The 12,800-nt window shown below is 29.8% G+C and carries 12 protein-coding genes; 9 read left to right on the top strand and 3 right to left on the bottom strand.

Annotation, left to right across the window (positions count from 1 at the left end; genetic code table 11):
* Positions 1-108 precede the first annotated feature (108 nt).
* Together RH99_RS00415 and RH99_RS00410 are read left to right on the top strand one after the other, a co-directional pair.
* Positions 109-792, top strand: coding sequence for a GTP-binding protein (locus RH99_RS00415; RefSeq protein WP_010232929.1), 684 nt, complete (start codon positions 109-111; stop codon positions 790-792).
* A gap of 12 nt (positions 793-804) precedes the next feature.
* Positions 805-1,836: an ATP-binding cassette domain-containing protein gene (locus RH99_RS00410; RefSeq protein ID WP_010232928.1), complete on the top strand. Its 1,032-nt coding sequence runs from the start codon at positions 805-807 to the stop codon at positions 1,834-1,836.
* 273 nt (positions 1,837-2,109) lie between these two features.
* Here the strand turns inward: RH99_RS00410 and RH99_RS00405 are convergent, their stop codons facing one another.
* Positions 2,110-2,799, bottom strand: coding sequence for an SIMPL domain-containing protein (locus RH99_RS00405; protein ID WP_010232927.1), 690 nt, complete (start codon positions 2,797-2,799; stop codon positions 2,110-2,112).
* 118 nt (positions 2,800-2,917) lie between these two features.
* A complete protein-coding gene (locus RH99_RS00400) occupies positions 2,918-3,838 on the bottom strand; it encodes a metal ABC transporter substrate-binding protein (protein WP_010232926.1) in 921 nt (306 codons plus the stop codon).
* A 261-nt stretch (positions 3,839-4,099) separates the two neighbouring features.
* Here RH99_RS00400 and RH99_RS00395 point away from each other — a divergent pair, with 261 nt between their 5' ends.
* From RH99_RS00395 to RH99_RS00370, 6 genes are all read left to right on the top strand, one after another.
* Positions 4,100-5,848 carry a MutS-related protein gene (locus RH99_RS00395; protein WP_010232925.1) on the top strand — a complete coding sequence of 583 codons (1,749 nt, stop codon included), beginning with the start codon at positions 4,100-4,102 and terminating at the stop codon, positions 5,846-5,848.
* Positions 5,849-6,198: 350 nt separating this feature from the next.
* The gene (locus RH99_RS00390; RefSeq protein WP_010232924.1) at positions 6,199-6,924 is read left to right on the top strand and encodes an amino acid ABC transporter ATP-binding protein; all 726 of its coding nucleotides are present in this window, start codon (positions 6,199-6,201) and stop codon (positions 6,922-6,924) included.
* Between the two features lie 36 nt (positions 6,925-6,960).
* On the top strand, positions 6,961-7,770 hold the full coding sequence (locus tag RH99_RS00385; protein ID WP_010232922.1) for a transporter substrate-binding domain-containing protein: 810 nt from the start codon (positions 6,961-6,963) through the stop codon (positions 7,768-7,770).
* Positions 7,770-8,441, top strand: a complete 672-nt coding sequence (locus tag RH99_RS00380) for an amino acid ABC transporter permease (RefSeq protein ID WP_010232921.1) — start codon at positions 7,770-7,772, stop codon at positions 8,439-8,441. The genes RH99_RS00385 and RH99_RS00380 overlap by 1 nt, the downstream gene beginning before the upstream one ends.
* Entirely contained in the window at positions 8,438-9,082 is a 645-nt protein-coding gene (locus RH99_RS00375; RefSeq protein WP_010232919.1) for an amino acid ABC transporter permease, read from the top strand. The genes RH99_RS00380 and RH99_RS00375 overlap by 4 nt, the downstream gene beginning before the upstream one ends.
* A gap of 127 nt (positions 9,083-9,209) precedes the next feature.
* Positions 9,210-10,793 (top strand): 5'-nucleotidase C-terminal domain-containing protein, encoded by a 1,584-nt coding sequence (locus tag RH99_RS00370; RefSeq protein WP_010232918.1) that lies wholly within the window; start codon positions 9,210-9,212, stop codon positions 10,791-10,793.
* Between the two features lie 307 nt (positions 10,794-11,100).
* On the opposite strand, the gene RH99_RS00365 is transcribed toward RH99_RS00370, so the two are convergent.
* Complete coding sequence (locus RH99_RS00365; RefSeq protein WP_010232917.1) at positions 11,101-11,613, bottom strand: ferritin; 513 nt, start codon at positions 11,611-11,613, stop codon at positions 11,101-11,103.
* A 237-nt stretch (positions 11,614-11,850) separates the two neighbouring features.
* On the opposite strand from RH99_RS00365, the gene RH99_RS00360 reads away from it, so the two are divergent.
* Positions 11,851-12,759, top strand: coding sequence for a ribonuclease Z (locus RH99_RS00360; RefSeq protein ID WP_010232916.1), 909 nt, complete (start codon positions 11,851-11,853; stop codon positions 12,757-12,759).
* The last annotated feature ends 41 nt before the right edge of the window (positions 12,760-12,800 follow it).

Below are 12,800 nucleotides of genomic sequence, written 5' to 3'. Positions count from 1 at the left end.
TTCTGTTAACGTAGTATGATTCATAATAGACTAGTATACTGACTAGTTATTTATTTGAACATGCCTTACCTGAAATACAAATAAAATAAATTAGAGAGTGTGATTGGTATGAAATTAATTACCGTATCAGGTCCTCCATCTTCTGGGAAAACTTCAGTGATTTTAAAAACTATTGAGCTTATGAAGGAATCAGGAACTAAAATAGGTGTTATTAAGTTTGATTGTCTGTCATCTTATGACAACGTGTTGTATGAAAAGATTAATGTTCCTGTAAAGGTTGGTTTATCAGGAAATTTATGTCCAGACCATTTTTTCGTAAGTAATATTGAAGAATGTGTGGATTGGGGAATAAAAGAAGGGCTAGATATACTTATAAGTGAAAGTGCAGGGCTTTGCAATAGATGCTCACCACATATAAGGGAGATACCTGCTGTGTGTGTTATTGATAATTTATCAGGTATAAATACTCCTAAAAAAATAGGACCTATGCTTAAATTTGCAGATATAGTTGTAGTTACTAAGGGAGATATAGTCTCTCAGGCAGAGAGAGAAGTATTTGCCTTCGAAATAAAAAAGGCTAATCCCAAAGCTAAAATAGTTTTTGTAAATGGAATAACGGGTCAAGGAGCTTATGAATTAAGTAAAAACTTAAAGGATGGTAGTGTTATAAGTGAGATTACTAACAAGAGATTAAGATTTCCGATGCCAGCCGCTGTTTGTTCATATTGTCTTGGTCAAACTAAAATAGGTAAAGAATATCAAAATGGAAATATTAAAAAAATGAATCTTTAGGGTGGGATGCTTATGGAAAATACTATAAATAATGAACTGCTATCTATACCAATAGTTGATGTAATTGATAGATATTCTTATGTAGAGAACTTTTTTGATTTTGTTGGGTTAAAAGAATTTGACAAGAAGCAAACTATGAAAGAGTTAGTAGCTAGTTTTTCCGATGAAAATTTAGATGATCTAGGTATTGGAAGAGAGCAGATAATAGATAATTTTATTGCCTTTATGGAAAAGATGAGTGAATCAATTGAAGAGGAAAGTAATAGTGTAAACTCAGTGACTATAATTGGTGGATACAATAAATTTAATGAAAAAGAAGATATAAGCATAACTCTAAAAAAAGGAGAAATAATTTCAATAGTAGGACCTACGGGTTCTGGAAAAAGTAGACTGTTAGAAGATATTGAATGCTTGGCGCAACGGGATACCCCTACAAAAAGACAAATACTTGTTAATGATAAAGTACCAGAGGAAGATAAACGTTTTTCTATAGAGAACAAGCTAATTGCTCAATTATCTCAAAATATGAACTTTATCATGGATGTAACTACTTCAGAATTTATTACTAGGCATGCAGAAAGTCGTAGAATTAAAAATATTGATGAAATAGTAGAAGCCATAATAAAGTGTGCAAATGATTTGGCTGGAGAAAAATTTTCTCCAGATGTTCCAGTTACGCAGCTTAGTGGTGGTCAATCAAGAGCACTTATGATAGCAGACACAGCGCTACTTAGTAAATCTCCTATTGTTCTTATAGATGAGATTGAAAATGCGGGAGTGGATAGGAAAAAGGCACTAGAACTTTTAGTGAAAAGAGAAAAAATAGTTTTGATGTCTACCCATGATCCACTTTTAGCACTCATGGGTAATAAGAGAATTGTAATAAAAAATGGTGGTATTAGTAAGGTGATAGAAACTAGTGAAGTTGAAAAAGACAATCTTGAAATTCTAAGTAAATTTGATTATAAAGTATTAAAATTAAGAAACTTGCTTAGAACAGGAAAAGAAATTGATTTTAATATAAAAGATTATTTAAATATTTAAAAAATTAAATTAAACAGTTTAGGCATGTGAAAATAAATAACAAGTAAAAGATGCGACGAATATTTTGAATTATACAAGGAAACAGGTTCTGATGATAGTGGTGCTATCAGAAGGTTCTGTTAACGTAGTATAATTCAAAATAGACTAGTATACTGACTTGTTATTTATTTGAAGATGCCTTATATAGGATATAAGGAATCATCATGTCAATAAATTTTGATATAATGATCCCTTATTTTTTTAGAGTAAAAATAAACTATAACTAGGTATTTTTTATTCATAATTGAAAGTTGCATTTATTCTGGCAGTTATATCAATTTGTCCTGGCATTATAGGAGTACTGGCTGTGGCAGTTAGAGTTTTTCTCTCAACGCTAGGAGTAATATTATAATTTTCTTCTATGACATTTATAGGTATTTCATCTAATATAACACCTAGGTTATTGCTTATGGTTCTAGCTTTCATTAGGGCATCTTCTAATGCTAGATTTAATGCTTTTCTATAATAGGGAGTTGTATCTGACAATGAGAAAGTTATACTATTTACTATGTTTGCTCCATTAGCAGTGGCAGTATCCACAATCTGGCCTACATTGTTAATAGCTTTTGTTATAATTCTTATACTGTTTATAACTTTATAGGATCTAAAAATTTGTTTTCCATCTACATAATCGTATTGTGGTTCAATTGAATAGCTATCTGTATTTATATTTTTTTCACTAATGCCTATAGATGTTAGAGCATTAATTACTTTTGTAGTAATAATGGCATTTTCATTTTGGGCAATTTTTAAATCAGTATTTTCAGTTTGGACACCGAGTATAACATTAGCCATATCGGGAGAGGCCTTTACACTATCGTTACCGACCACCTTTAAGCTTCTAGCATTAATACTTCTTTTTCTAGAAGAACTATGACGCATATAAGGATTTAAATAATAGGGATCAGAAAGCTTATAATACATAATACTCCATTCCTTCCTAATTTACACATTGATTCATTTTTATTATATGAATCTATGTGTAATTTTGTTAAAAAATAAAGGAGTTAGAAAAATTTAATCTAACTCCTTTAGCGCTCTCTTATTTTAAGCTATTATATATCTCTTGAAGGTTCTGCTTCATGCTTTGTATATAGTCTAGATTGTCTTCTTTACTTTCAACAGTATAAATTTTTTCTACTTTAGCGTTTACTTCTTTGGCTAGGGTGTTTGAAACTTTTGGACTAACCATATCCTCAACAAATATAGTTTTTATGTTATTTGTTTTACAATAACTTATAAGTTCTTCTAATCTTTTACTGCTTGGTTCGCCTTCAGCAAATACATCTTCTACACTATTTTGTTTTAAACCGAAGTCTCTGCAAAGATAGGCAAAGGCAGCATGACCAGTCACAAAATTTTTATTTGGTAAATTAGATAGTTTTGATTTGTAGTCATTATATATTCCGTCCAATTGACTCTTAAAGTCAGTATAATTTTTTTCATAAAAATCTTTGTTTTTAGGATCAGCCTTTACTAAGGCATCTTTTATATTATTTGATTCAAATTCAGCTCCTTTTAGACTAATCCAAAGATGTGGATCGTATTCACCATGCTCTTTGATTTCATCAGGGTCAGAATTTTTTATTGCATCAGCACCTTTAGAAGCGTCAACGGCTATTAAATCTTTGTTATCAACGGATTGCACAGCTTTATCTGCCCATTTTTCCATACCTAATCCGTTATAAACAAATACTTTTGCTGTAGAGAGGGTTTGTAAATCTTTAATTTTGGGGTCAAATTCATGGGGCTCTGTACCATTAGGGACTATGGTAGTTATATCCACCTTATCTTTACCTATAGCACTTACAAATTCCCTCATAGCATTAAAAGATACAGCTACTTTAATTTTAGAAGTTTTATTTTCATTAGAAGAATTAGTTTGAGAAGAATTGCCTTTACAGGAAGATAGAGTTAAGATCATAGATAACAATACAATAAATACAATAGTTTTTTTTAACAAATTCAATCACCTCTTTATATATGTAAATGCAATTTAATTGCATTTACATATATCTTACACTTTTTTATAAATTATGTCAATTGTCGTATGTTATACATTAAGGCACATTAAAATAAATAACTAGTCAGTAATAACATTACTAATTATGAATAAATATGCTTTATGTAGACATTTAAATTTTAATAAAGTAAACTAGTAATAGTAAAAGAATACGATTTTAATGTTTTATTCTTAATTGTATTTAAAGGGAGGAAGAGGCTTATGGATGAACAAGGAGCTAATTTTATATCTAACATATTTGTGCTTATAGCAATATTTATAGCAGCAGTATTAATAAATCAATCAATGCGTGTAAATCATTTATATCTTATTGGGCTAATACCTTTGTTGTTTCTAATATTCATTGTTTTTTATATGAGAAAGAAGATAGTACTAGACGGATTATATAGAACCTTTATTAAAGAATGGGGCGAAAAGGTAGATAGAAAGAGAAGTTTTAGAAGAATAAGAAATGTTTTTGATTACATAAGTTATGAAAATAAAGATGATTTTTGTTTAGATGATCAGACTTGGTCAGATCTGACTATGGATGAGATATATAGTCAAATAGACAGGACATTAACATCTCCTGGTGAAGAGATGCTATACAATATACTTAGAACTCCGTTATTTAAAGAAGATAAATTAAGGAAAAGGGATAAGATTACAAAACTATTTGAAAATGATAAAAAGTTTAGAGAAGAGTTAGGTATGTATCTTTTAAAGCTTAATAAGAAGAAAATAAACGACGTGCCTGACTTGTTATGGAATGATATTGATGCAGATACAAGATTAAGACCACTTTGTATATTAATGGCTATAATACCTATACTGTCATTAATATTCTTTTTAGTTACTAAAAACTTTGGTGGACTTTTTATTATAGTAATTTCCTTGGGAATAAATTATATATTACACAATAGAATTAAAGCTAAAATAACCAGCTATGTTTCCTGTATAGGATACTTAAATAGCATTATAGTTACTGCTAGTGATATTTCAAAACTTAACTCAGAAAAATTTAAGGAATATAGAGAGATACTTAACTCATTAAGCAAAAAGGTATATGGAATAGCTAAAAGATCTGCGGGGGTAGGAAGAATTGAAGGTATGGATCAAACAGGTATTGGAGAACTTTTATATGTGGTACTATTATTTGAAGAAAACCAATTCTTTTCATGTATAAATCTTATAAAGAAATATCAAGAAGATTTAAAAATGCTATATGTTACTATTGGAGAGATAGATGCACTGCTTTCTATAGCAGCTTATAGGAAAAGTCTAAAGAGCTATTCACATCCAAACTTTACAAATCAAAATGGTTACCTAGAGGCTAAGGATTTGGTACATCCACTTATAGACGGGGCGGTATCAAACTCAGTTACCATAAAGAATAAGGGAATAATATTAACAGGTTCTAATATGTCAGGAAAATCTACTTTTTTAAGAACTCTTGGTGTAAATGCAATTTTAGCACAAACTATATATATAACTACAGCTTCATATTATAAAGGAAGCTTTTTTAAAATAATGACATCTATAAGCCCAGAAGATAATATAATGGGTGGTAAAAGTTATTATTTTAGAGAAGCAGAGGCATTACTTAGAATAATTAGAGAAGGGGGAGAAGATTATCCACTTCTTTGTATAATAGATGAGATATTTAGAGGGACAAATCCTGTAGAAAGAATTAATGCATCTATAGAAATATTGAGTTATCTTGAAATGCATAATGCACTTGCAGTAGTTGCTACACATGATATAGAGCTTACGGATATGCTAAAAGATAAATATAATCTTTTCTACTTTACTGAGGATATAGATAAGGAGGGAATGGTTTTTGATTATAAATTAAAAAATGGAGTATGTAGGACGCGTAATGCCGTAAAACTGTTAAAGTTTTTAAACTATCCAAAAGATATAATTGAAAACACAAACAGACGTATTGAAGAAAGCGTTATGAAATTATAGTGGAAAATTTTAAATGGAATTTTAAAAATTTTTAATATACATAATTGCATAAAGTAGGAGCTAATACATAAACTAAATCAAGTTTTATGTATTAGCTCCTACTTTATATAGTTTAGTAAAAAATTATGAAATTAATCCGTCATCAAATTACTGCTATGGGAAAAAACTTTTCAAATAATAAATATAAGGAATAAATTTATTGACAATTTGATGTTTATATTGCATAATAGTTAATAAATTGGTAAATATTTAATACGTTATTAATAATATATTAAATTATTGTAAAGGTTAATTGATTTCAGAGATATTATAAATTGATTTTTGATAAATATTACAACGAGGTGGTAAAAGTGATTAAGCTAGAAGGTGTCCATAAAAGATATGGAGAGGCTCATGTATTAAAAGGAATAGATTTAACGGTTTCAAATGGCGAAAAATTAGTTATAATTGGCCCAAGTGGTTCTGGAAAGAGTACACTTATAAGAAGTATGAATTTATTAGAGAAACCTTCAGAGGGTAAAGTTATAATTGATGGAGTTGATATTACAGAATCTAAGGCACCTATTAATAAAATAAGACAATCGGTTGCTATGGTTTTTCAACAATTTAATTTATATCCTCACAAGACGGTTCTTGAAAACTTAACTTTAGCACCAATATTACTTAAGGGAGTTTCAAAGAAAGAAGCAGAGAAATCTGGGCTTATGTATTTAGAACGTGTTGGGTTGAAAGATAAAGCAAATGCATATCCATCTCAGCTTTCAGGAGGACAACAGCAGCGTGTAGCGATTGCAAGAGCTTTAAATATGAAACCAAAGACTATACTTTTCGATGAACCTACATCTGCATTGGATCCAGAAATGATTCAAGAAGTATTAGATGTTATTGCTAGTCTTGCAGAAGAAGGAATTACAATGGTAATTGTAACTCATGAAATGGGATTTGCTAGAAAGGTTGCAGATAGAGTTATATTTGTAGATGGTGGACAAATTTTAGAGGAAGGAAAACCAGAACATTTCTTTACTAAGCCAACTCATGATAGAACTAAGCAATTCTTAAGTCGTATAATGCATTAAAAATATATATTTATAATAAAATTGGAGGGATATATTATGAAAAAATTAAGAGGTATTATAGGTTTATTATTAGTAGCAACTATAATTACATTAACAGGATGTGGCTCATCTTCACAGAAGTCAGATTCAAGTTCAGCACAATCAGATATTAAAGCAATAAAAGACAGGGGAAAGTTAAAAGTTGGAGTTAAGGTTGATGTACCTAAGTTTGGATACAAAAATCCTAAGACTTCAAAGATAGAAGGATTTGAAATAGATCTTTCTAAAGCGATAGCTAAAAAGATTCTAGGGGATGAGAATAAAGTTGAGTTCGAAGCAGTAACCGCAAAGACAAGAGGTCCGCTTTTAGATAGTGGGGATGTAGATATGATTGCAGCTACATTTACAATAACTGATGAACGTAAGAAAAGTTATAACTTCTCTGATCCATATTTTACGGATAGTGTAGGCTTAATGGTTAAGAAAGCTTCTGGGATTAAAGATTTAAAAGGATTAAATGGTAAGACAATAGGTGTTGCTCAAAGTGCTACAAGTAAACAGGCAATACAAGATTCAGCTAAAAAAGTGGGAAGTACAGTTAAATTCTTAGAGTTTGGAAGTTATCCTGAAATTAAAGCAGCTTTAGACTCTGGACGTATTGATTGTTTCTCTGTAGATGGTTCTATTCTTTTTGGATATTTAGATAGTTCTACTGAAATTTTAAAGGAACGTTTTACTCCACAGGAATATGGTATAGCTTCTAAAAAGGGAAATGATGCACTAGCTAAAACTATAAATGAAACTATAAATGATATGAAAAAATCAGGAGAAATTGATAAGCTTATTAAGAAATGGGGGATAAAATAGTGTCTAATCCTTTTGCATTATTTAAATGGGAGGCTCTTTTTAAGGATTGGTCTATTTTTGGTCTTGGGTTTTTAAATACAATTGAGTTGTCTATATTGGCATTAGTTTTATCATTAGTACTTGGGGTGATTTTTGGGGTTTTTGGTGCATTGCACTATAAAATCCCTAAAAAGATAAATAAGATTTATGTAGCTGTAATACAAAATACTCCACTTGTAATACAAATTTTCTTCTTATATAATTTATTACCTCATTTAGGTATAAAATTATCAGTATTTGTAGTAGGAGTTTTAGGAATCGGAATATATCATGGTGCTTATATAGCAGAAGTAGTGAGAGGTGGAATTGAGGCAGTAGCTAAAGGTCAAACAGAGGCCGCTATTGCACAAGGTTTCACTTATATTCAAACTATGAGATATATAATTTTACCTCAGGCAACAAAACTTATATTTCCACCACTTACTAATCAAGTCGTAAGTCTTATTAAAAATACCTCTGTAATGGCTATGGTGGCTGGGGGAGATTTAATGTATACTGCGGACTCATGGTCAAGTAACAATCTTTACTATGGACCAGCGTATATAATGACGGCACTATTATATTTAATATTATGCCTACCTATCGCTAGGATTGCAACAAGATTAGAACAAAAGATGGGGGTGGCAATGTGATAACAGAACTTTTTAAGCCTGAAATATTTACATTTTTACTTAAAGGGCTAGGAACTACTTTATATATAGCTATTATGACTATTATATTTAGTAGTATCATAGGAATGATTTTAGGTATTGCACGTTTTTCTAAGCATAAAATCTTCGGCCTTTTATCCACAATATATATTGAATTTGTTCGTAATACCCCATTGTTATTGTTCATATTATCTATACGGTTTATGACTAAACTAAAGCCAATAAATTCAGGTATCTTGGCCATGACTATATTTACTAGTGCTATTATTGCAGAAATTATTCGTGCTGGATTGAACTCCATTAATAAGGGCCAATGGGAAGCTGCGCAATCCCAAGGTTTTGGTTACTCTAAAATATTGATCTATATTATTTTACCGCAGGCCTTAAGAAATATGATTCCACCATTAGTTTCCACTTTTATTACTGTAATAAAGGATACATCCTTTGTATGGGTAGTAGGAATTGAAGAGTTAACAGGTAAAGGAATGATTATAATGGGTCAATATAGTACCACAGCTCAAGTATTTGGTATCTTTGGTATGCTAGCATTGATATATTTTGTAATCAATTATATACTAGGATTTATAGCACATAGACAGCAGTTAAAAACAGCTTATCGATAATTTAAAATAAAACATATCATTTATAGATATAAGAGTGTATTCTAAAATAATATTTTAGAATACACTCTTTTGTTATGATATAATGAGTTATAAATTGATTTATGCTGTGGAATGGAGTTGTGCAATTATGGCTGTAGAAGAAATGAAATTAGTTATATTAGAAACCAGTGATATACATGGAAATATGATTCCTATAAATTATGCTAATAATGAGAAGACGAAAAATGGAATATCTAAAATTGCTAGTATAATTAAAGAAGAGAGAAGTTCAAATAAAAATATAATTTTAATAGATAATGGTGACATGCTTCAGGGAACCCCGCTTACGTATTATTATGCTAAAGTAGACAAAAGAGATAAAAATCCCATTATAGATGTATTGAACTTTTTAAAATATGATGCAGCTGTCATAGGAAATCATGAATTTAACTATGGAATGGACATTTTGAACAGTTCAATAAAACAATCAAACTTTCCTTGGATATCAGCAAACATTCTTAATGAGGATACTTCTAAACCTATTTTTGGCAAGCCTTATATAATAAAGAAATTTCAAAATGGATTAAGAGTAGGTGTATTGGGACTCACGACAAAGTATATACCAAACTGGGAGAATTCAGATATAATCAAAGGAATAAGTTTTGAGGATGTAGTGAAAACTGCAGAAAAGTGGATTGGTATTTTGAAAGAAAAAGAAAAAGTAGATTTGGTAGTAGTTTCTTATCATGGAGGATTTGAAAGGGACCTGGATACAGGAAAACCAACAGAAAGCCTTACAGGAGAAAATCAAGCCTATGAACTTTGTATAAAGGTAAAAGGTATAGATGTTTTATTGACGGGTCATCAACATAGGTTCATAGAAAATAAATACGTTAATGGAGTTCTAGTACTTCAACCAGGAAATGCAGCTAATGCCATAGGTAGAGTTGAAGTTAACTTAAAAATGCATAATAATGTATGGAAAGTAATAGATAAGAAATCTAAGTTAGTTTATTGTGAGAAAAGGGAATCTCAAGTGGAAATTGAAAATATAGTTAAAGATATTGAAAAGGATACTCAGAATTGGTTAGATAAGTGCATGGGAAATATAAATGGAGATATGACTGTTAAGGACTATATGAATATAAGAACTAAAGACAATGCTCTAATTGAATTTATCAATAAAGTGCAGATGGATAGTGCATCAGTAGATATTTCAAATACAGCTTTATTTGATAATAAATCTACAGGATTTCCAAGCAAAGTTACTATGAGAGATATTGTTTCAAACTATGTATATCCTAACACATTAAAGGTAATTAGAATCAAAGGCAATGATATTAAAGAAGCTTTAGAAAAATCAGCATCTTATTTTGCTAATTATGATGGGAAAAGTATTAAAGTAAATCCTAGATTTACAACTCCTAAACCACAACACTATAATTATGATATGTGGGAAGGTATTGATTATGAAATAAATATATCAAAGCCTGCTGGGAAGCGTATAACCAAGTTAGATTATAAAGGTAGTCCACTAGATATGAAAAAGGAATATGATGTGGTAATGAATAATTATCGTGCGGGTGGTGGTGGAAACTATAGTATGTTTAAGGGTAAACCTGTAATAAAGGATATTCCAATAGATATGTCTGAACTTATAGCTAATTATATATTATCAAGAGGTACCATAAATGCTGATGTAGATGGGAATTGGAAGGTTGTCCATGATTGATAGGAATATTTAAAAAAAGTTATTGTAGATTTCTACTATAAAGTTAATTTTTAAATAAATATTTTTTGGTTACTATTTGTATTTTATATATATTGTCTAAAATACAAATAGTAAACTTTAAATAGGGAATAGGCATATTTAAATAAATAACTAGTCAGTATGCTAGCCTATTTTGAATCCTACTGCGTCAGCAGAACCCTCAGATAGCCCACTATCCTCGGAACCTGCTTCCTTGCTCAATTCAAAATATTCGTCGCATCTTTGACTTACTATTTATTTTCACATGCCTTATTAAAATATAAAGCTATTAAGCAATTGTTGTTGGCGCTGTAAAGACTCTCTGACTTAATTCAGCATCTAGCATATATAATGCAGCCTTATCATCATCTATTCTTTCTAATCTCTTTAATATAGTAGAAACAGTTTTTTCTTCTTCTGTTTGTTCATCAATAAACCATTTTAAGAAACTTATAGTTGCATGTTCTTTTTCATTTGTAGCAATGTCCATAAGGTTATAAATTTTTTCAGTTACAATTTTTTCATGATGTAATGTTGCTTTAAAGGCATCAAGTATTGAACCAAACTCGTTGTTTGGGTTATCCATACCTTTAATTTCTACAGTGCCATCCATATCAACTATGTAATTAAAAAATTTATTGGCATGAAATCTTTCTTCCTCAATTTGTACTTTAAAAAAGTTTTCAAAACCAGGTAGGTCTTGAGAAGCACAGTATGATTGCATTGCTAAATAAATATGTGCTGAATAAAATTCATAATTTACCTGATCGTTTAAAGCAGAAAATAATTTTTCACTTATCATAATAATCATCCTTTCGAAATAGTATTAATAGCTATAATTATAATAATACTTACTAATAAATAGCCTTTATATATATTTTAAAGCAATAAACGGTAAAATACAAATTAACTTTAATAATATAAAAGCAAAATAAATTATGTATTAATATAAATTGATTACTAGGATATTAATTATAATTCTACTTATAATATTAATTAACTTACTAAATTTCAAATTGAAAGTAAAGAAGGGATAGTTTTGTTAGATATATGTTTACTTGGATGCGGTGGTAGCATGCCAGTGCCAAATAGGTCTCTTACTTCTATGCTAGTAAGTATTAATGGAAGTAAATTGTTAATTGATTGTGGAGAAGGAACACAAGTTTCCATGAAAATATTAGGCTGTGGATTTAAAACTATAGATACTATTTGCTTTACTCATTATCATGCAGATCATATAGCTGGATTACCAGGAATGCTTTTGACTATAGGAAACTCAGGGAGAACTGAACTACTTACTATAATTGGTCCTACAGGACTAAAAAATGTCATTAATGGCATTACAGTTATATCACCAATGTTGCCTTATGAATTGAGGCTAATAGAAGTAGAAGATAATTACTATTCAATTGAATTAAATAATATGATAATTCATACTATAAACTGTGAACATACAATGGAATGTTTAGGTTATAGTATAGAAGTAAAAAGAAGAAAGAAGTTTGATAAAGAAAAAGCTCAATTAAATGATGTTCCTATTAAACTCTGGAGTACCCTTCAAAGAGGTGAAAGTATTAATTTTAATGGAAAGTTCTTTTTACCAAATATGGTTTTAGGGGATGAAAGAAAGGGAATAAAGATTTGCTACATAACGGATACAAGACCTATAGAGGAACTTATAAATTTTATAAAAAAAGCCGAACTTTTTATATGTGAAGGTATGTATGGTGATGATAAAAGTTTAGAAAAAGCTATTAAGAATAAACATATGATTTTTAAAGAGGCAGCTACTTTAGCTAAATTAGGTAATGTAAAGGAACTTTGGCTAACTCATTTTAGCCCTGCACTCATGGTCCCAGAGGATTATTTAGAACAAACAAAGAATGTATTTTACAATACTATAATAGGTAAAGATAGGCTTTCTAAAAGTATAAATTTTGAGAAGTAGAATATAAAGTGTAATTTATAATACCTTTAAACAAGATTAGC

Origin of the sequence: Clostridium arbusti SL206 (assembly GCF_000246895.1) — a bacterium.
In the GTDB taxonomy this organism is placed as follows: domain Bacteria; phylum Bacillota; class Clostridia; order Clostridiales; family Clostridiaceae; genus Clostridium_I; species Clostridium_I arbusti.
This window is presented reverse-complemented; position numbering and strand designations above follow the sequence as displayed.

What these genes read in the sequence shown, in the direction of transcription:
- RH99_RS00415 (WP_010232929.1), top strand. Translation starts at nt 109, where the DNA reads ATGAAATTAATTACCGTATCAGGTCCTCCATCTTCTGGGAAAACTTCA.
- RH99_RS00410 (WP_010232928.1), top strand. Translation starts at nt 805, where the DNA reads ATGGAAAATACTATAAATAATGAACTGCTATCTATACCAATAGTTGAT.
- RH99_RS00405 (WP_010232927.1), bottom strand. Translation starts at nt 2,799, where the DNA reads ATGTATTATAAGCTTTCTGATCCCTATTATTTAAATCCTTATATGCGT.
- RH99_RS00395 (WP_010232925.1), top strand. Translation starts at nt 4,100, where the DNA reads ATGGATGAACAAGGAGCTAATTTTATATCTAACATATTTGTGCTTATA.
- RH99_RS00385 (WP_010232922.1), top strand. Translation starts at nt 6,961, where the DNA reads ATGAAAAAATTAAGAGGTATTATAGGTTTATTATTAGTAGCAACTATA.
- RH99_RS00370 (WP_010232918.1), top strand. Translation starts at nt 9,210, where the DNA reads ATGGCTGTAGAAGAAATGAAATTAGTTATATTAGAAACCAGTGATATA.
- RH99_RS00365 (WP_010232917.1), bottom strand. Translation starts at nt 11,613, where the DNA reads ATGATAAGTGAAAAATTATTTTCTGCTTTAAACGATCAGGTAAATTAT.